This is a genomic window from Sinomonas sp. P47F7, from assembly GCF_049332655.1.
Taxonomy (GTDB): Bacteria; Actinomycetota; Actinomycetes; order Actinomycetales; family Micrococcaceae; genus Sinomonas.
In genome coordinates, this window is the sequence record NZ_CP186327.1 from 1,853,240 (window position 1) to 1,874,118 (window position 20,879).

Annotated in this window: 11 protein-coding genes and 1 pseudogene; 7 read left to right on the top strand and 5 right to left on the bottom strand. The window is 63.7% G+C overall.

Annotation, left to right across the window (positions count from 1 at the left end):
- Nucleotides 1-43: 43 nt before the first annotated feature.
- From ACOKR1_RS08755 to ACOKR1_RS08765, 3 genes are all read right to left on the bottom strand, one after another.
- Nucleotides 44-472, bottom strand: a complete 429-nt coding sequence (locus ACOKR1_RS08755; RefSeq protein WP_422936272.1) for a hypothetical protein — start codon at nt 470-472, stop codon at nt 44-46.
- Between the two features lie 600 nt (nt 473-1,072).
- Complete coding sequence (locus ACOKR1_RS08760; protein ID WP_422936273.1) at nt 1,073-1,528, bottom strand: hypothetical protein; 456 nt, start codon at nt 1,526-1,528, stop codon at nt 1,073-1,075.
- A gap of 234 nt (nt 1,529-1,762) precedes the next feature.
- Nucleotides 1,763-2,128, bottom strand: coding sequence for a hypothetical protein (locus ACOKR1_RS08765; RefSeq protein WP_422936274.1), 366 nt, complete (start codon nt 2,126-2,128; stop codon nt 1,763-1,765).
- A 729-nt stretch (nt 2,129-2,857) separates the two neighbouring features.
- Here ACOKR1_RS08765 and ACOKR1_RS08770 point away from each other — a divergent pair.
- From ACOKR1_RS08770 to ACOKR1_RS08780, 3 genes and pseudogenes are all read left to right on the top strand, one after another.
- Nucleotides 2,858-3,799, top strand: a pseudogene (locus ACOKR1_RS08770) (integrase core domain-containing protein); the annotation flags it as partial.
- A 764-nt stretch (nt 3,800-4,563) separates the two neighbouring features.
- Nucleotides 4,564-7,614: a MobF family relaxase gene (gene mobF, locus ACOKR1_RS08775; protein ID WP_422936275.1), complete on the top strand. Its 3,051-nt coding sequence runs from the start codon at nt 4,564-4,566 to the stop codon at nt 7,612-7,614.
- A gap of 538 nt (nt 7,615-8,152) precedes the next feature.
- Entirely contained in the window at nt 8,153-9,244 is a 1,092-nt protein-coding gene (locus tag ACOKR1_RS08780; RefSeq protein WP_422936276.1) for a hypothetical protein, read from the top strand.
- Here ACOKR1_RS08780 and ACOKR1_RS08785 read toward each other — a convergent pair.
- Together ACOKR1_RS08785 and ACOKR1_RS08790 are read right to left on the bottom strand one after the other, a co-directional pair.
- A complete protein-coding gene (locus ACOKR1_RS08785) occupies nt 9,207-10,661 on the bottom strand; it encodes a hypothetical protein (RefSeq protein ID WP_422936277.1) in 1,455 nt (484 codons plus the stop codon). The genes ACOKR1_RS08780 and ACOKR1_RS08785 overlap by 38 nt on opposite strands.
- Nucleotides 10,658-11,230: a hypothetical protein gene (locus ACOKR1_RS08790; RefSeq protein WP_422936278.1), complete on the bottom strand. Its 573-nt coding sequence runs from the start codon at nt 11,228-11,230 to the stop codon at nt 10,658-10,660. The genes ACOKR1_RS08785 and ACOKR1_RS08790 overlap by 4 nt, the downstream gene beginning before the upstream one ends.
- Before the next feature lie 718 nt (nt 11,231-11,948).
- Between ACOKR1_RS08790 and ACOKR1_RS08795 the strand changes: the two genes are divergently transcribed.
- The 4 genes from ACOKR1_RS08795 (at nt 11,949) to ACOKR1_RS08810 (ending at nt 20,873) form a co-directional block, all read left to right on the top strand.
- Nucleotides 11,949-14,180: a serine/threonine-protein kinase gene (locus ACOKR1_RS08795; protein ID WP_422936279.1), complete on the top strand. Its 2,232-nt coding sequence runs from the start codon at nt 11,949-11,951 to the stop codon at nt 14,178-14,180.
- Nucleotides 14,181-14,686: 506 nt separating this feature from the next.
- Nucleotides 14,687-16,183, top strand: a complete 1,497-nt coding sequence (locus tag ACOKR1_RS08800) for a type I restriction-modification system subunit M (RefSeq protein ID WP_422936280.1) — start codon at nt 14,687-14,689, stop codon at nt 16,181-16,183.
- A 41-nt stretch (nt 16,184-16,224) separates the two neighbouring features.
- Complete coding sequence (locus ACOKR1_RS08805) at nt 16,225-17,331, top strand: restriction endonuclease subunit S (RefSeq protein ID WP_422936281.1); 1,107 nt, start codon at nt 16,225-16,227, stop codon at nt 17,329-17,331.
- A 149-nt stretch (nt 17,332-17,480) separates the two neighbouring features.
- Nucleotides 17,481-20,873, top strand: coding sequence for a DEAD/DEAH box helicase family protein (locus tag ACOKR1_RS08810; RefSeq protein WP_422936282.1), 3,393 nt, complete (start codon nt 17,481-17,483; stop codon nt 20,871-20,873).
- The last annotated feature ends 6 nt before the right edge of the window (nt 20,874-20,879 follow it).

Consider the following 20,879-nt stretch of genomic DNA (forward strand, 5'->3'; position numbering starts at 1 on the left):
CAAGCGCTTATCAAGTTCCCCACGCCCCATCGGGGCGATTCCGTCATGGATTCATTGGGGTGGTGCCTGCTGCTGTGCGCTGCCTTCTTCTATACCGGTCCTGAATCTGTTGGAGCTGCCTGACCCAGAACTCCAGCCGGTCCATGCCGTCCTTGAGAAGGCCGACCTCCTTTGCCTTCGCGTAGAAGCCGCTCCCAGCGTCAGTAGCGTTCAGATATATGACTAGTGCTGAGATCATCAGCTCGGGATTCGTTTCCCTGTCCTTGTCGACGATCCTGCCGAGGAGGTATCCCATTGCGGCACGGTCCGCGTCTCTGCTGAAGTCAAACCCTTTCAACCGCGTGCGCTCTCTGACTACCGTGTTGAGTTCGGTGTAGGTGGTCGTCCTTCCCAGCCGAGCACGCTCGATCAGGAACTCGTGGCCTTCGTCGACGAGCTCGTCCCACTCCAGCTCGTCTCGCCCGTACATCATGTCGGCCTCCTTCTCTGGTCGAACATTAGCAACCGCGTCTCCAGCCAACCAGGCTGGCACCCCGATAGCGGAGAGAACTGACTGTGGTGGCAAGAACCGTATGGGGCGGGATCTGTTCTGCCGGGAGCCCGCAGAGGCCTTCGTAGAAGTCCTCGGCGAGGCGGCGGAGGGTCACGGGTTCTTCGCTATCACCGGTGATCCCTCAGACCCCGCGCGCTACCCAAGGCGGAACGATCTCGCCTTCTCCGTCTGCCGCACGGTGTTCCCCTTCAGTGACCGGGGCAGGCGGGTCGCGTCGATGACGTAGGGCTTGTTCGAGGTCGGGACGATGGTGCCGGGGGGCGAGCACGGCCGGATAACCTGGGAGGTGGAGTTGCCCTGGCGGGGCCGAAGACCGACCGGGAGACGGACTCCACATCGGAGTAGAGGCGCTGGGACCCGGAGACCCGGGCCCTCGCGGATGATCGTGGTGAGGGTTCCGGACGCGAGGAGTCCTGGCCCCAGCGAGCGGGCGGACTTCTCAGCCCGGCAGCCGTCGAAATGCGGACCGGACTTCGACGCTCGTGCGTTCAAGTTGCCGCTGAGTGGGTTTTGATCGGCTCAGGATGGGGTGTGCTGGACGTCGACCTTGGGATATGGCGGGTGCCCGGTCAGCAGCGGTTCGGGCCGGCCCTGGGTCACGTGGTCGACAAATGCGGTCAGGTAGGCGTTGGTGATGGTGAGCGCTTGGGTGCCGTCGATGGGACCGAGCGGGACTTGGGACCGCATGGGGGCGGCGAGGTAGTAGCTGCCGTGGTCGCTGAAATTGAAGTGCCCGGCTCCGGTGATCTGGTGGCACCAGGCGTCGTCGGTGCTGGCGGCCAGCAGCGCCTGGGCGGTGTCCCGGCTGGCTTGGTCGCCGGCGCCGGCCGGTTGGCAGGTGCCGGTGATGCAGGAGTTCTGGCTGCCGATGAGCATCATCGGCTTGGCGAGTCCGGTATGGACGACCGAGCCGTACTGGGTGCCGTCGAGGTCGGCCGCGCCGGCGCAGTGTGGGTCGGTGCGGCATGCCTCCAACGCGGCGGCCCCGCCGAAGGAGTGGCCGGCGTAGACGATCGTGCTGGCGTTTATGTGACCGGCGAAGCGGCCACTGGTGTTCAGTGCTGCGAGGTGGGTGGCGGCGAATTGGTCGTCGGCGGCCCAGATGGCGACCAGCCGGTCGCCGGCGGCCTGTGCTTCGCCGGCGTGCTCGTTCGCGGTGTCGGTCGCCGGTGGTTGACCAGCCTCCCGTGGCGGATACGGTCTGTCCGTTCAGGACGGTGAGGTTCGCGCTGTAGGTGGGGGTGAGGCCGGCGACCAGGTAGCCGTGGCTGGCCAACCTTCCGCGAGCGTCGTATATTGCGGCGCGGCGAGGCCCATGCCTGGTTCTAGCACGACAACGGGGAACTGGCCCGCGGCGACCGGAACGTCGGCGTAGGAGTGGTCGCGAACGTCCGCGAAGCTGGTTTCGCCAAGACCGGCCGGACCGCTCAGATGCAATCCCGCCCAGGCGCCCGGGGTGTAGGGCGCGTGCTGCCCGGCGGGGCCGGGGACGCCCGGATACCAGAGCCAGACCGAGAGCTCGCGTGACTCACGCGGTTGCGGGGCGAGCTGGTGGTGCGGGTGCTGTCGGTCCATTCGACGAGGGTCCGACCGACCTGGTAGGGGCCGGTCGGAACAGGCAGCGTGACCGGCTGCGCGGCCTGGATCGCGACGTAACCGGTGTAGCCGCTGAGCACGACAACGAGTACGAGCGCGATCCAGAGAACCCACCGCACCCACCGGCGCTTCGGCTCACCTCGTGCGCCTTCGCCCATGCATGGATCGTAGGCGAGGCGGGGGCTGCGATCCCCATCACCGGATCGAGGCGGCCTCATCCGGGCATGGGCTGCCTGGTCCCGATGATCCTCGTCCACAGGGCTCGAGGGCCACGCTGGCCAGGGGCAGGAGGCGGGCCGGGCGCCGGCGCTCCACGACGACCTCACCGTCGAACGGTCCGTCGTCTCCCATCGCCGCCCGTCGGAGCTGTGCGCAAGCCGGCCCATCAGCGTGTGCTGATTGAGGAAGTGCCGGTTGTTGAGATCGCTGGCGAGGGGTGTGCACGTAGGACCCGCGCGATGAATATGCACGCAAGGAGTGCCTCAACTGGAACGCCCGATGAGGGCCAGGAGCTGCACACGAGGTCGTCGCGGACGTCGTCGTGATCACGCTGCGTTGAGGTCTAGCGCCTGCCGAACAGGTCCCCGGTTCTTAAGAGGCTTCTTCTGAATGTGTTATGTCTCAGGACATCGGTGACACTCGTACATCAGGACATCGGTGACAGTTCCGGGGTTCTTCGTGGTGACGCTTCTCCCGTTGTGATGGGGGGTGCAGAAGAATAACGATCCCGTTGATCCTCGTGTCCGTCTCGCGATCGCCCGGTGGCCTGACGACGCCCCGCGCGGGTCGGTGACGACGTTCTGCCTCGAGCACGACATCTCCCGCAAGACGTTCTACGCCCTCCGCGCCCGAGCCCGGGACGAGGGGCAGGCCGCGGTACTGGAGCCGCGTTCACGCCGCCCGAGGACGAGCCCCAGCCGGATCACCGAGGATGCATCGCAGCAGGCGATCGAGGTGCGGGCCGCGTTGGAGGCATCGGGGCTGGATCACGGGCCGATCAGCGTGCACGACAAGATGATCGCCCTCGGCCTGGTAGCCCCGTCGGTCGCGTCGCTGGCGCGGATCTTCCGACAGGCCGGCGTCGCCCGCGCAGAGCCACGGAAGAAGCCCCGTGCCTCCTACCGCCGGTTCGTCTACCCGGCGCCGAACGCGTGCTGGCAGCTCGACGCCACCGAGTACGTCCTGGCGCAGGGGCGCAAGTGCGTGATCTTCCAGCTGGAGGACGACCACTCCCGTCTAGCCGTCGCGTCCCACGTCGCCACCGGGGAGACCAGCGCGGACGCGATCGTCGTCATGCGCAAGGGCATCGAGAAGCGCGGCGTCCCGCAACGGCTCCTGACCGACAATGGGGCTGCGATGAACCCCGCCCGCCGGGGCTGGGAAGGCCAGCTCGCAGCCTACGGGGGAGCGCTCGGGGTGGAGATGATCACCGGCAAGCCCTACAAGCCGACCACGCAAGGCAAGAACGAACGCTTCCACCAGACCCTGTTCCGCTGGCTCGACAAGCAGCCCATCGCCGAGACGATCGAGCGGCTGCAGGAGCAGGTCGACGAATTCGACCGCATCTACAACACCGAGCGCCCTCACCAGGGCCTGCCCGGACGGGTCACCCCGCAGCGTGCTTGGGACGCGACCCCGGTCGCCGAACCACCCCGGCCCCGGCCGGTGCCGCCCCGCCCTGTTCTCCTCCACCCCGCGGGTGAAGCGCCCGGCACAGCCCTCGACTTCGAGAACATGCGGGCCGCGAGAGTCAAGAGCAGCGGGGTGATCGCGGTGAAGGGCGTCACCTATCAGATCGCCCGCGAGCTGGCGGGAGAGAAGGTCTACGTCGCCACCTCGGACGAGGGCGTCGCCTTCTACGGTCAGGGCGGCGAGCTCCTCATCGAGCACCCCTGGCCGGCACCGGGCACCAAGCACGTCAGCAACGGCCGGCCCCGCGGCTCCGGCGCGTCCCGTCCCGAAGACATCCGAGACGTCATCCGCAGCACCGGCACCGGCACCCCGCCCGGCGAATACCATCGCACCGTCCGCCCCGACGGGCGGGTCAGCATCCGCAACGTCGTCTACGGGCTCGGCCAGAAGCACGTCGGGCGTCGCGTCCACGCCGTCGTCGACGTCGAGACCGTTGCCTTCTGCGATGCGGACACCGGAGAGATCATCGCCGAGCACCCCATCCCCGACCCCGGCACCAAGCACGTCGGATACCGCCGCTACGCCCGCAAACTCCCGACCTTCGAGCCCAGCGGCCCAGACCCCGAACTGTCACCGATGTCATGAGACATGAAGTGTCACTGATGTCCTGATACAGAACTGTCACCAGTGTCCTGAGACATCACAGGCTTCTTCTGAATGGACGCATGCTACCGCCGGTAGGCGCTGCGCACCTGTCTCTCACAGAGGTGAGGGAGGCGGGCGTGAAGGGCGGTGTGACATTGTTCCGCGGGGACGGCGCGGCCGCCCGCCGGTACGTCGAATCCGACCGGTCGCGCGCCGATGACTACTACCTCGGCGACGTGGCCGTTGCGAAGTTCGTGCAGCTCGACCGCGACGGCGAGGTCACGGTCATCCGTGACCTCGCCCCGGATGCGTACGCCGCGTGGGTCGACTGGGCGCACCCGATCACCGGGGAACGGCTGGGTGCCCCACGCCAGGCGGGCGATGGCCGTCTGGGATCGCCGCGCTTCGCAGAGATGGTAATCAACGCCCCAAAGTCCCTCTCCATCGCCGCGGCCCTGCATCCCGAGGTGTCGGCCGCGCTCGACGCCGCACAGCAGGACGCCGCCGCCGAGATCCGCCGCTGGCTCGCCCGGCACTCGGTGACAAGGGTCGGACCGCGCGGCGCGCAAGAGGTCGTGCCGGCCGAGGAACTGCACACCGTCGCCGTCACGCACCGCACGAGCCGCGCCGGGGACCCACACCGCCACATTCACCTCCAGATCGGCACGCGCGTGCGCGCGGCCGGCGCCTGGCTCGCCCTCGACACCGCGGCACTGTTCGCACAGCAGGGCGCAATCCGCGCGCTCGGCACCGCCGTCATCGCCGCCCATCCCGTGCTCGCCGAAGCGCTCGACCGGCACGGGCTCACACTGGACCCGGTCACCGGCGAGGTGGCCGAATTGCAGCCGTTCAACGCAGTGATGAGCAAGCGGGCCGTCCAAGTGGAGCGGAACCTCGCCCGCCTGAGCGCCGAATGGGAGGCCGCCCACCCCGGCGAGACACCCGGGCCGGCGGTCACGGCGCGGCTGCAGGAGAAGGCATGGGCCTACGAGCGGCCGGCGAAGAAGCCGACCAGCCTCGCTGAAGAGGTCTCGTGGATCGCCGAACTCCGTCAGGCCGGATACGACCCTGCAACCCTGAAGCGACCGGCACCTCCCACGGTGGTTGCGCTCGACGCTCTCTCGATCGAGGCGATCGCGTCCCGCGCCCTCGACCGCTGCGCCGCCCACGCCTCTGCATGGACCATGCACGCGGTCACCGAGCACGTCACCGGCTTGGTGACCGAGTACGGTGCGCGGGCAACCGGCGACGAGCTGCGGGAGTTCGTCGCGCTCGCGACCCGACTCGCCGTTGAGGACTGCCTCTCGCTCCTTCCGCCCGGCGCACCCACACCGGAGCACGTCGCGCACCTCACGAGCGTCTATGTGATCGAAGCCGAGACGAGGCTCCGCGACCTTCTCGCCGCCCGCGTCGCCGATGTCGAGCCCGAGCGCCCCAGCCTCGGCGGCCTCGCCCAGGCCGAGAGCCTCGATCCGGACCAGCGCGAAGCGGCCGCGGCAGTTGCATCGACCGATCCGCTCGTCGTCGTCGAGGGCGCTGCCGGTGCGGGGAAGACGACGATGCTCGCCGCCGCGATCGCCGCCTCCGAACGCGAGGGGCGCCGGGTGCGCGTTCTCGCCCCGACGAAGAAGGCCGCACAGGTCGCGGCCGAGGAACTCGGCGTGCCCGCGGACTCGGTTGCGGCCCTCGTGCACGCGCACGGCTGGCGATGGAACGACGACGGCGTCTGGACTCGCCTCGCCCCCGGCGCGATCGACCCCGAGACCGGACGCCGCTACGACGGGCCGCGCCCCGCCGGGCAGATCGGCCGTGGCGAGCGGATCGTCGTCGACGAGGCCGGGATGCTCGACCAGGACACCGCCCTCGCCCTGTTCACCCTCGCGGCGGAATCGGGAGCGTGCCTCGCGCTGGTCGGCGACCGTGCGCAGCTCCCCGCCGTTGGCCGCGGGGGAGCGCTCGACATGGCCGCCCAGCTCCGTGGTCGCGTCTGGCAGGTGACCAGCGTGCACCGCTTCGCCGATCCCGCCTACGCCAACCTCACACTCGCGATGCGCGACAGCCGCGACCCCGGCGACCTGTTCGATCAGCTCGCCACACTCGGTCTCGTCCGGATCCACGCGAGCGAGGACGACGCCCAGACCCACATCGCCGGCACCGCCCGCGACGGCGAGGCGATCACCGTCGCGACCATCGAGGAAGCCACCGTCCTCAACGAGCGCATCCGCGCCTGCCGAGTAGAGCAGGGCATCGTCGACGGCACCCGCACGGCCACCGGCAGCGACGGCCTGAGCATCGGAGCGGGCGACCTGATCCAAACCCGACACAACGACACACGACTTGGCGTCGCCAACCGGCAGACCTGGACCGTGCAGCAGGTCGACGCCGACGGATCGCTCTGGGTACGCGAGACCGACACGGGACGAAAGCACAACACCAGCGCCCGCCTCCCCGCCGACTACGTGGCAGAGCACGCGCACCTCTCCTACGCGGCGACCGCCTACGGCGTCCAGGGCACGACCGTCACGGCGTCGCACACGCTGCTCACCGACCAGACGAGCGCGGCGGCCGTCTACGTCGGCATGACCCGCGGCCGCCAGACCAACCTGCTGCACGTCGTCGCCGAGAACCTCCCCGATGCCCGGGAACAATTCACCGCCGCGATGGAACGCGACCGCGCCGACCGCGGGCTGGCCGTCGCCACCGACCGCGCGGCGAAGGCGATCCGCGGGCTCGTCCACGACGGTCCAGCCAGGCGGGTCCGAGACGAAATCGCCGCCCTCACCGGCCGTGCCGACGCCGCCGAGCGCACAGCCACCCAGTGGGGCCGGGTCGTTGGCCTCCTCGCCGCGCCGGGCGCACGCCGCCCGATACCATCCCCCAGGGAGGAAAGACTGGCCGCGATGGCCCGCGTATTCGGCATCGAGCAGGTCCGCCGCTCGGCTGCGCAGTACGAGCGCGCCAACCCTGACCGCGAAGCCCGGCGTTGGACAAAAACCGCACAAGACGCACGAACCGAGGCGGAGGCACTGAGGTCGCTCACCCCTCTCGACGCCGTCGCCCGCATCGAGCGCACCCATGCAGCCGAGGCGCAGAAGGTCGCAGCCGGCAAGGCTCGGCAGGCCGAAGCCCAGCGCCCGACCATGCGTGGGCGCGCATCCGGGCGGGAGGCTCGTGATCGCAGCCTCTGAGCAAGGCAGCGAACGGGACGACGGTACGGGGGCGCGACGTTTGCGCGCCCGGCAGTCAGCATTGTTCGAGCCGTGAGAGGTAACAAGCTTCTTCATCACCGTCCGCCCGGTGAGCGGCCAGGTGAGACCCTGTCGATCACCGTGACGCAACCGGGAGTTGTCCGTGCAATCCTCTTGTATAGGGACTGCCTCCCGCTGTTCAGGAACGCCTCCGTGAACAGATCGGGTCGATGATCGCCCGGCTCGCTGCGCTGTCCGGGTGCGCCACCACGCGGGCGCCGTCAGCCGTGACATGCAGACCGGCCGACCACGAAGTACGCTTCACCTACGGAGTGCCATCCATTCGGGACTTCTTGAGATATCGCAATCCCAAGTCTTCCCTGACCAGAGGGCACTTCCGTATTTCTACGTGCCGATCATGCGGCTGCCCCGTGAACGATCCGGGCTAACCGGCATCGTGTTGCTCGTCACTCAAATGCAGATGATGTCTCGGAGTATGTGCCCGACTTTCAAGAGCGCTTCTGATAGAAGTGTGGGCATGAAGGACACTACGGCTAGCTCGGGGCTGGGCCGCCATCCGGTCGAAGAGCGGTTGGGTTCAGGTACGCTCCCGGACGAGGACGTTATCGCCGCACTCCGTCTTGGATGGAACATGGCAATCGCATACCAGAACCCCCCGCCGATGTCTCCCACGACCGCTTCCTCATCTCACCCAGGTGACCACCTTCCCGGTTTCTCATCGTTTACGGCAGCTGAAGTAGCGGCGGTACGACGGGGAAAGATTGAAGGTGACGTCAAGCGACTTGGTCTTGGCGACGCATTACAGTCTCTATTTGAAAGCTGGGACACCGCGAGCTCCGACCAATATAAGCAAGCTCTAATCGAGTTGTTCGTCAAGCAGCACATCAAGCTGGCCGGACTAGACAGCCGATTGGTCACTGCGCTTGGTCTTGGGCGCATGCTCGCTGATACCGTCTACCTTCCCACATCCCAAAATCCAGAGCAGCTGGCGACGTCGTTCGAGGAGAACAGGATCGACACCGGCCAGAGGTGGCTCGAGGAGCTGCGTCGCCAACTACCGGCCGGTGCCGCAGCCGCCGTGATCGGTTCCCTCGATCAATGGCAGAAGCGCGCATCACAAATAGATGCCGAGCAAGTCACCGAAGCATTGACCCGAAGGCTCCGTAAACAGGGCGAACTTTGGAGACGACTCCTGTGCGGAGAGACGGCTGTTGCAGATCAGCTGACCGGTTCCGACTACGTGCGGGCCTCGGCCGCGCTAGCACAGCGCTTCGGCGCCACCGCAATCGAATACTCCAAACATTGGTACGCGCTCATATTGTTGATGCTGCCGGCAGTCGCCCTCTTCATCTGGGCCATTCTGCAGACGGGCATCCCGGCAGAAACGAGACTGCTATCTGTAGTTGCCGCCTTATTAGGAACACTCGGTATCTCCTGGAAGACCATCGGAGGATCCCTAGGCAGAATCTTCGCCGCAATTGAACAGCCACTATGGGAAGCGGCAGTCAGCGAAGCGGCGGTTCACGCGTGCACTCTACCTATGCCCTCAGAAATCCAGAACGATTCCGCTTTTAGGGATGTTCGTAATCGTCGCGGGCGCCAAGCCTGAAGTCAAGGACCGACGGCTCCACTTCGGATGTGTAGCGAATCGACGTAGCGCGATCAAGCATCGCAGACAACCGTTCCTCTTTGTACTCGACACCTACAACGTCAAGCACAACACGCGTTAGAGAAGCCAGCTCGGCGGGCCTGTCTGCCGTGACTAGCGACCCGGCGAAATCGACGTCGACCGAAGCTGGTTCCTCCTGTCCCGGACTCGGAATTTGCAAAGCAACTCGGTCGATAAAGTAATCATCCTCCACCGAATCGGCAATCTTGGACACATCAGCGTTTAGGTCGTTGCTTGCTTTTGCTTCAATAGCAAGTGAACGCTCGATACCGGACAAGCTTACAGACTGAAGCCGATAGTCACGCAAAACCTGCTTGACACTCTCCCATCGCAGAGAGGATCTTCCAGGCCGGCTTCTGAGTTTGTGTCCGCTCACGCTAAGCCTGATCCTCAAACCCTGCAGGTTGAGTCCCAATGTTCCATGATCGAAGCTCCAGTATCCATCTCTCGGAGCTTCTTCATTTGAGATATTCAGTCCAAGATAGCCTCGTTTGGCCGACCAGCGATGCGCATTTGCTTGTACCAGCGGGGTAATGTTCATGCCCTCGATGTCAGCGGCCATCTCTTCCAGCTGCTCCAGCGTCATCATGCCGCCAAGCTGACTCCAGAAATTTGGGTCATGTGGAGCGCGACTTTCCCGTAGAATCCAAGGCAAGATACTCTGCAGTTCTTCTAAAGACATTGAACCATGAAGCACCGACTCTAGGGGGCCATCTTGTCCGGAACCGCTCTTTGCCCACTGCATTATTGCAGCCGTTCGCTCCATGCGGAATGCCGCATCCTCAAAGAATTTCTCCTTGATTAGGTCGCCAACCCGACCCTCTTCGAGCCGAGATCGCGCTCCGATGAGGGCTTCGGCGACCGGCTCGTCTACAAGGCCTCTTGCGCCCCGCAGGAAGTTGGACTTCATGAGAGTGGCGAGAGGATCTACTTTGTCAGCTGAAGATGAGATTTCCGATATAGCCGAAGGGTCTGTGAGCAGAGTGTGCCCCGACTTTCGCGCTTCATGCGCGAGACTGACCGGGCTTAGCTCAAAGCCCGCTTCCTGGAAACTTTGTTTAGTATCAATTGACATAAATACAGGATCGCCCGAACGAATTTGCACCACCTCGTCGGCCGCAACAATTTCAGCGTATGATGCCCGAATATAGAAGTCGCGCCGTTTCTGCCCTCCATCCCAGCGGATCACGAAATCGGGAATTGCACTGTGGTTGAAGTAGAGTGTGTCCTCGACTTCCGCAGTCTTTCCCTCCATTTCTTCGAGGTATTCTCGAACGGCTGCCTTCACCTTGTTTGCATATTCGTCGCGAACATAGATGCTTCGAATTTCCTGGAGTGCCTGCATCAAGCTGTTCAAAGCGTTGCAACCTTCCTGGCGAGGGTCGGGCGAATAAGTTCGAGCTCAGCGCGCGTGAGAGTCCAAGATTCTTGTTTCGGGTTGAAGACAAGGACGGCAATTCTACTGGATACTTGGGCGGCTAGATCGTCGTCTATGGCATGCCCGCCAAGGTGTTCTGTGTGCTCTCCAAGCGCTTTTTTCATGTGGTCGAGGGTTTCCAGTTTGGACCAATTTTCGAGGTTGAAGGGGTGAAACGTTACCCAAAAATAAGAGGATTTGCGATTAGTGCCGAACTTGTCTTGTTCCCTAGCTGTGTGGCTGTAGGCGATTGACAAGAACTTGTTGAACTCTTTGTACTGCCCGGAGGCGGAAGTGTACCTCTTGGATTCGACGTAGACGGGAGTTTTCTCGCCCGCGACCATGTATCCGACTAGATCGAACTGCTTTTGACCCCCGAAGGTTTCAACCATACAGTCTATCTTGTTGTTGTAGGCGTCAAAGGGGAGTTCGATGTAAGTCGTGGCCTCAAGCCATCGCTTCAGCATGGCGGCCCCTTGCCGACCGATTTCTTGAATGTCCTCGGGCATGGAACAAGACTAACGCCTGAGGCTGCGGTTACCGCCGCTCGAATACGTGACAATGCAATTGCCTCCGGGGCGGAAGTCCGACGTCGCCGTGGCCATGGAGCCAACAGGTCCTCCTGACGGTCACTTGGAGCAACACGACAACGAGCATGGTCCAATTCGGCGCCCTGCGGATGGTCCACACCCGCGTGCCACCCGCGTGCCACCCGCATCTTGCCAGTATGCAAGACGCCACTCGTCCGGGTCGCGCCGTCTGGCGGTCGAGGCGACTGCGGAGCAGACCATCACCGTTAGCGACACCACCGGGGCGGCTCCTAATGGAGGTGTGCCGGTGCTATGGGGTGCACCCCATCGTCCCGGCCATCCTCGGCCGCGGCGTCCATCCGCCTCATCTGTCCGGCCGGCGTCGGCTGCTCGAGGAGCTCGCCGCCCGGCCGTCTCCGAACCTGAGGCGCGGCCGGCGTCGCCGATTCTGAGAGCTACCGGATAACGTGCACGAGTCGCACTGACGTCGGGGAGGCCGTCGGCCGACACCGTTCCCGACGGAGACGAGGCTACTGGATAACGGCCAGTTGTCCGGTAACCTCCAAGCTTCTGTCTGTCCGCGGCTGGGGAGCGGGCCGGGCTTACGGGACGTCCCCGGAATCATGGATCTGGGGCGCAGCATTCGAGGCCCCCATTGTGATTCACTTTGGCCGGGAGGCCAACGAGGGGAGCGAGCATGACCGGCACTGAGGATCTTATGAACCGCTTGGGACAGGGTGACCATTCATGGTTGTTGCTCACGGATCTCGACAAGGACCAAGTGGATCTTCTGGAGGCGATCTGGTACGTCGCGCTCCTCGGCGATTCCAGCAGGGGAGCAGGGCTGAGCTGGCCTTCCTGGCGCCGCCTCGACCAGTATTTCTTCGAGATGAACGGCAAAGACCCGGCGGAGGTCTTCAAGGAGATGCCCTCCTACGACATGCGCGGGGTCATGTCGTCATACGGGCTCGTGTGGCGTTCGGAGGGCCCGTATGCAAGCCCCAGCCCCAGGGACGACGAACTCGTCGGGCTGACGATCGCAGGACTCGTCCAACTCGCCCGCCACAGAAGGCCGAATGTTCAGGTCTTCGCCGATGAACTGGTCAAGGTCATCCAGACGCTGGCCCAGGAGAGCAACCGGATCCGGCGCGAGAGCGACACCGATGCGGACCGCGATCTCGACGAATTCGTCCGTTTGTTTGAACCTCCGCGGCTGGACCGGCCCTATGCGACCTCCGTGGAGTCAGTTGGCCAAGTCCTGCAGAGGGAAAGCGTTGGAGTCGTCCACGTCGGCGACCGCTGGGTCGTGCAGCTCGGCGGGACTCGTCTCCGCAAGTACCTGACGACTGAGACAGCAGGGACCTACATCCGTCAGGTCGCAGAGACTCTGATCCTTCCGACACACCATTATCCAGGCGACCAGGAAGGGCAGTCCGAGGCGGCCACAAGCATGCAGATCAGACTCGAAAAGGCGGTTTGGAGCATTGGAGAGCCTCTCGATGCCGACACGGGGGCATTCGGCAAGGTCTTTGCGGCCTGTGGCCCGGCTGGGGAACCCGCCGTTGCCAAGTTCGTGACTCAGGAACCCGGAGCCACACGCGAGGCTCTGATCGGTGCTTCCTTGCCGGATTCGACCAACGTGATCCCAGTTCTGGACTCGGGCGAGCACGACGGCCAATGGGTCCTCATAATGCCGCGGGCGCAGATGTCGCTGCAGCAGCGCCTCCACCAGACCGAGCCAGTTGAACTCGCGGAGTGCGTGCGCATCCTCACCGACATCGCCCAAGCCCTTGCGAGCCTTGACGGAAGCATCGTGCACCGAGACCTGAAGCCGGCCAACGTCCTGCTCCTGAACGGAAGATGGTGCCTCGCGGACTTCGGCATTTCCAAATACGCAGATGCCGCCACAGCGACTCAGACAAGAAAAGGCTGGGTGACGCACGAGTACGCTGCTCCTGAGCAGTGGCGGCTCGAACACGCCACAGCAGCGACAGACGTCTACGCGTTTGGGGTAATGGCTTACCAGATCCTCGAAGGCAGGCTGCCGTTCCCCGGGCCCCTGGCCGCGGACTTTCGTGAGCAGCATCTCATGCAGCCACCTCCTACCCCGACCGCGGGTACAGACCGGCTGCGCAGCCTCATCATGGATTGTATGGACAAGGCTCCCGAGGCAAGGCCTCAGGCGGCCAGCATCCTCGCCCGCCTTGCGAAAGTCACTGTGGTACCGGCTCTCACGGGTGCCCAAAGGCTCGCGATCCTGAATGCGGAAGAAGTGTCGCTCCGCGCACAGGCACAGGCAGAACAAGGGGCGGCTGAGGATGAGGGCGCGCGCAGAGAACGGCTCTTCAACTCGGCCAGCCGGATTTTCGAGTCAATCGCCCAGCCTCTCCTCGCATTCTTCGAGGACGACGCCCCTACGGTTTCGATGGAGAAGAACGACAGCGGAGACCCGCTCTTCCTCGCGACTCTGCGGGGGGCGAAACTGGCGCTCACTCGGCCGTACCAGGCCCCCGACGAATGGGGTGGGCCCTTCACCGTGATCGCAAATGCCGCTATCACGGTCCATCGGTCACGGCAGGATGGGGACGGCTGGCTCGGCAGAAGCCACTCCCTCTGGTACTGCGACCCCAAGGAAGCGGGCCGCTTCGGATGGTACGAACTCGCGTTTATGCCCTTTGCCTTCTCTCACCACGCAGAACGAGTCGTTCCGTACGCCCGTGATGCCCAGTCGGCGGCAATCGCGTTCTCAGGTGCCATCGGAACAGAGAAGCTCGCCTGGCCAGTAACGGAGATCGACAGGGAGGACCCAAGCGAGTTCCACGACCGCTGGTTGAACTGGTTCGCTGATGCTGTCAGCGGCACATTAACGAGGCCTGCGACATTGCCTGACCGGGAACCAGGCGGCTCCTGGCGTCGTAGCCAACAATAGGTCAGGCACGACGCCGAAAGGCCAGGCCCATCACTCCAGCGTGCGGTCCGAACCGTACCGGAACCTGACCATGGACGCCGGTCCGCGTCGCGGGTTTTTGGGACAGCTTTCGGGACGCATCCGTTAGGCGCGATCGCGGCGACGGGGAGTGATTCCGGTACGTCCGGAACCACGGAAAAGAGACAACGAGCAGCTGCGTTTCCCACCCGGGACGCAGGCGGAACAGGGGTCGGCAGCGCCGAGCTCGCCACGGCCGCAGCGTGGCACAGCTGCGGCTGCGTCGGGGCGGGAACCTCCGACCAGGGTCGCTGGCCCCGCAGAGCTGACTCGGCTCCGCAGGCCAGCCGTGGAACCCCTCCCCGGCGTCTCGGCAAGGCAACGGCGTGTCGCACCGCTCCGCGTCTCGACCTTGACCCGCCGCAGAAACGACCGTTTTTGACCAGCGGCACACCCTACGCGCGCCATCGCGAGTCCAGGCCGTGGAGCAGCAATTAGACTCAACCTTCGTGATCACCGGCGAAATCAAGTCTCAAGTCGACCGCATCTGGAACACCTTCTGGTCGGGTGGCATCTCCAATCCGATCGAGGTCATCGAACAGATCACCTATCTGCTCTTCCTCAAGCGGCTCGACGACGAGCAGAAGCGCGCTGAGAGCCGCGCAAACCGCCTCGGCGAGCCGGTTGCCAACCCAATCTTCCCCGCGGGCTTCGACCCTAAGGGTCGTAGCTACAAGGACTTCCGCTGGTCACGTTTCACGGGGTTCTCACGTGACGAGCTGTTCACGCTCTTCCGCGACCACATCTTCGGGTGGCTGCGGGAGGAACTCCCGAAGCAGAGCACCGGCGAGGAGTCCTCGTACACCCAGCACCTAAAGGACGCTCGGTTCACAGTCCCGAACGCGAACGTTCTAGGCACGGTCGTGGACATCATCGACCGAATCAACATGGACGGCCGTGACACCAAGGGCGACCTTTACGAGTACATGCTCTCGAAGCTATCCACCGCCGGCACCAACGGGCAGTTCCGCACGCCGCGACACATCATTGACACGATGGTCGCAATGATCGACCCCCGTCCCCTGGAATCGATCTGCGACCCAGCCTCGGGCACCTCCGGCTTCTTAGTCCAAGCTGGAGAGCACCTGCGCCGCGAGCACACGGGCTTTCTCACGAACGCTAAGTCGCTCCACTTCTTCCATCAGGAGCAGTTCCACGGCTTCGATTTTGACAACACCATGCTGCGCATCGGTGCGATGAACCTGCTACTGCACGGGGTCGAGAACCCTGAGGTCACATACCGCGATTCACTCGCAGACCTCCATTCCTCGGAAGAGGAGAAGTACGACATCATCCTCGCCAACCCGCCGTTCGCCGGTAGCCTCGACTACGACAACGTGGCGAAAGACCTGCTGAGCCTGGTCAAGACCAAGAAGACCGAGTTGCTTTTCCTGGCGCTGTTCCTCCGGCTGCTCAAGCCGGGCGGGCGCGCTGCAGTCATCGTCCCCGACGGCGTTCTCTTTGGCTCGACCAAGGCACACAAGGAACTGCGCAAGATTATCGTCGACGGCCACAGGCTCGATGCGGTCGTGAAGCTTCCCTCGGGTGTCTTCAAGCCTTACGCGGGTGTCTCAACCGCCATCTTGTTCTTCACCAAGACGAACTCCGGCGGGACGGAAAATGTGTGGTTCTACGACATCCGCAACGACGGCTTCAGCCTCGACGACAAACGCGCGCCCGTCGGGGGTTCAGATCTTCGCGACGTACGCGAGCGTTGGAGGCTGCGGACCACAACGGAGCTTGCGCGGGCGCGCACCGAACAGTCTTTCTGCATACCACGGGAAGAGATCGCCGCGAACGACTATGACCTCTCGATCAATCGATACAAGGAGATAGAACGCGAGGACGTCGATCTGCCATTGCCGGAGCAACTCCTCGACGAACTCGACGCCCTCGAGGCCGAAATTGCAGAGGGTATCAAGGAACTGCGGGAGATGCTTCAGTGAAAACGGTTCCTCTGGGGCAAATAATCAGGCCAGCAGCGACCGTGAGAGCCGCAGACGGCGAATTCCCGATTCTGTCTATGACAATGCGGGATGGGTTAGTTCCACAATCTGAGCGTTTCAAGAAGCGAGTTGCGGGAAACGACCTCAGCCAATACCGCGTCGTGCGCCGGGGTCAGCTCGTCGTTGGCTTTCCAATAGATGAAGGGGTGCTTGCATTTCAGAATTTGACGGATCACGGAATTGTCAGCCCAGCTTACGGCGTGTGGGACTTGATCGACACGGATGGGACCGACCCGTCCTACCTAGAACGATATCTCCGCTCTGAATCCGCCATCAAATTCTATTCCGCACGACTCAAGGGCTCGACTGCCCGAAGAAGGTCACTGCCGAACCAAGTCTTCACCGAGATGCCGGTCCCGCTGCCCTCCTTTGATGAGCAGCGCCGGATCGCCGCCATCCTGGAAAAGGCCGACACCCTCTGCGCAAAGCGTCGAGAGGTCATCAGCCAGCTGGAATCTCTCGCAACATCGCTTTTCCAGGAAATGTTCGGGAATCCGGCCGGCCGAGGAAGAGGCTGGGGAATGAAGAAATTGGGGGAGCTCGGCAAGGTAACCACTGGAAACACACCTCCCCGAATCGATCTCACAAACTTTGGCGGCTTTATCGAGTGGATTAAATCCGACAACATCAATCCTCCGCAAACGTACCTTTCGACTGCCGCGGAGGGGCTATCAGAGTCGGGTGCCCGGAAGGCCAGAATCGTCGATGCCGGTTCGATTCTCATGACATGCATAGCTGGCAGTCCCGGAGTCATAGGGAACGTCGCCCTAACCGATCGTCGCATCGCGTTCAATCAACAAATCAACGCCTTTACGCCGCATAACGGACCTGCTTTATACTGGCACGCCCTCCTGAGGAATCTGAAGCCTTCCGTTCAGGCGGCTTCGACGGGCGGGATGAAAGGACTTGTTAGCAAGTCGGCGCTCGAGGGAGTGCTGGCTATCGATGTCCCGGTAGACCAACAGGACCAGTTCGCACGGAAGGCTAAGTTCATCGAAGACATGCGATCGAGGCTAAGTGGGCAGATGAAGGGACTCGAAGGCCTTCGCGCATCCCTCCAGCACCGAGCCTTCAACGGGGGCCTGTGATTACTGACCCTTTCCGGTCTCCATGGTCTCCATCACAAGTGAAGGCGGGCCCTAAGGAGGGGGAATAAAGCATCTGAAGGAAAAGGATTGAGTTCCAGCCGTGGGAAGATGCCGTAGCAGCAACGACCGAACCAATCATGGAGGGGACAATGGTCAGCAACTTCAGCTTCCTGCCGCCAGAATGGCCGGAGTTAGCCCAGGAAGCGGTGAAGGCCGAGCACTACGCCCGCCGAGACCCCCGGACCGCCCTGTTCTACGCTCGTCGCACCGTCGAGCTCATGGTCGGATGGCTCTACGCGGCGGAGAATATCGAGAGGCCCTACAAGGCTGACTTCATCTCACTGCTGCACGAGCCAGCCCTCAAACAGTTGGTCGACGCCAAGGTTTGGCAAAAGATCAACGTGCTGCGTAAGGCAGGCAACCACGCCGTCCATGACTCGAAGCCGCCGGCGGTCACCACCGCGCAGTACATCATTCAAGAGCTCTTCCATTGCTGCTATTGGCTAGCCCGGACGTACACGAGACAGGAGGCTAACCTCCCAAGCCTCTCACTGCAGTTCGATCCGGCGCTCCTGGCTCCTGCCTCCAGTGTCACTGCTCAGGCAAGTGCCGAGGACCTGGCCAAACTCTCCGTGCAGCTGGAGGCCAAGGACGCCGAGCTCAGCGAGTCGGCCGAGGCCAACTCGGCGCTCCAGGCACAGATCGAGGAACTGCAGACGCAGGTCGCGGCAGCGAAGAGTCGGAACGAGCGCGTCCCGGACAAACACGACTATGACGAGGCACTCACTCGCCAGCACCTGATCGACCTCGAGCTGCAGTGGGCCGGCTGGAGGCTGGACAGGCCGGAGGACCGCGAATTCCAGGTGGACACCATGCCGGCGCCCGACGGTCGCCTGGTCGGCGTCGGCTACGTCGACTATGTCCTCTGGGGTGCAGACGGACTGCCGCTGGCCGTGGTCGAAGCCAAGCGCACGACGAAGGACCCGCACGTCGGCAAGCAGCAGGCCAAGCTGTACGCCGATGCCTTAGAACGCCGGTACGGCCGCCGACCTGTCATCGTCTACACCAATGGCTACCGTCATTGGCTGTGGGATGACACCGCATATCCGGATCGTGAGGTGAGCGGTTTCCATACCCGTGACGAGCTGCAGCTGATGGTGGACCGCCGGGAGACGCGGCGTCCGTTGGCGGACGCGCAGATCGACAGCTCAGTAGTCGAGCGAGGCTATCAGCATCAGGCGATCCGGGCCGTCACCGAGGCGTTCGAAGGGCAGGGAGAGCGCAAAGCCCTCATCGTAATGGCTACTGGGGCGGGGAAGACCCGCACAGTCATTGCCTTGGCCAAGCTGCTCATGGAAGCCAATTGGGTCAAGCGCGTCCTGTTCCTGGCCGACCGTGTGGCGCTCGTGGATCAGGCCGCACGGGCGTTCAAGGCGCATCTGCCCGGGAGCGGCCCTGTGGTGCTGGGCCGCGACACTGCAGCCGACAGCCGTGTCCATGTGGCCACCTACCCCACGATTATGAACCTCATCAACGCGCGGGCGGACGATGGCAGGGTGCAGCAGGGATTCGGTGTTGGCCACTACGACCTCGTTGTCATCGATGAGGCCCACCGCAGCGTGTACCGGAAGTACCGGGCGATCTTCGAATACTTCGACTCCTACCTGGTGGGGCTGACAGCCACGCCGCAGTCCGAAGTCGACCGAAACACCTACTCCCTGTTCGACATCGAGGACAACGTCCCGACCTTCGCCTATGAGCTGCCCGAGGCCGTCGCAGCTGGCTATCTGGTCCCGCCCCGTGCCGTACAGGTGCCGCTCAGATTTCCAACTCGGGGAATCCGCTACGACGAGCTCTCCGAGGACGAAAAGGAGCAGTGGGACAGCCTCGAATGGGACAACGACGGTGAGATCCCCAGCGCCGTCGATCCCGCCGTCGTCAACTCCTGGCTCTTCAACACCGACACCGTCAACAAGGTCCTCGAGACCCTGATGGAGCGCGGGCACAAGGTCCAAGGCGGGGACCGGATCGGCAAGACGATCATCTTCGCTAAGAACAACCGGCACGCAGAGTTCATCGCCGAGCAGTTCGACAAGAACTACCCGCAGTTCAAGGGGCACCTGGCACGGGTGGTGACCTACCAGACCGAGTACGCCGGCACACTCATCGATGCCTTTGCGCGCAAGGACGATCATCCGCGTATCGTGATCTCTGTCGACATGCTCGACACCGGCATCGACGTGCCAGAAGTCGTCAATCTCGTGTTCTTCAAGCCGGTCCGCTCCAAGACCAAGTTCTGGCAGATGGTGGGCCGCGGGACCCGACTCTGCCCAGACCTCTACGGACCAGGCCAAAGCAAGGAAGACTTCTTCATCTTCGACGTCTGCGGGAACGTCGAGTTCTTCAACGCCCGGCTCCAGGGCAACGAGGGCTCGCTCGGGAAGTCGCTGGGCGAGGCGCTCTTCGCTTCCCGCGTCGCTTTGCTGCGGGCAACGATTGCGGCCGGCTTGCCCGAAGACGACCCTCTGCGGGCGGACCTCGCCAACAGGCTACGGACCCAGGTAGTCCGGCTCCCCCACAGCAACTTTCTGGTGAGGCGCCACCTCGAGCACGTCGAGCGATTCGCTGTTCCCCAACCTTGGCGGCAGCTCAGTGAGGCCGATGCCGACTTGCTGGAACGCACAATCGCTAGCGTGGCGGGCCTCGGCGAGGACGGGAAGGACACCGAGGAGGCCAAGCGCTTCGACCTGCTCATGCTCATGACCCAGCTGGCGTCCTGGGGCGGCGCCGGCGCTCTGGAAACGTTCCGCGGTCAGGTACAGGAGGTCGCCGCCGCACTTCGGGACCAGCCAAACATCCCGGCCATCGCGACGCAGATGCCGCTCATCGAAGCGCTGCTGGACCCGCACGAATGGGAATCCGTGGATGTGCACTGGCTCGAGGATGCCCGGGTGAAGTTGCGAGGACTCGTGCGCCTCATCGAGAAGAAGCGCCGGAAGGTCGTGTACTCGAACTTCGAGGACCAGTTCGGCGACGTGGAAGAAGTCGGGCTCGGAGGCATCGTGTCGCCGAATGGGTCGCTCGAGCGATATCGCGAGAAAGCCCGCGCGTACTTGCGCGCCCACCTTGATTCGGCCACGCTCCAACGGCTGCGACGGAACAAGCCGCTGACAGAGCTTGATCTCGTGGAGCTGGAGCGGATGCTGACCGAGAGCGGCGCCACCCCGGAAGACCTCGAGGATACTGCAGAGCGCGGCCTGCCGGCCTTTGTCCGCTCCTTGGTCGGGCTTGAGCGCGAGGCCGTCGAGGAGGCCCTGACAGAATTCATCAGCGATTCCTCGCTATCCTCGCGCCAACTCGACTTCCTGCGGCTCATCGTGGACCAGCTGTGCGAGAACGGCTCCGTTTCGGTGGGTGCCCTGTACGAGCCGCCCTTTAACGACCTCGCCCCGACAGGACCGGACGAGCTATTCGGGGAAGCGCGGATGGACGCGCTCGTAGCGGCCCTGCAGCGACTAGATTTGCCCCGCAAAGCCGGGTGAGTATGG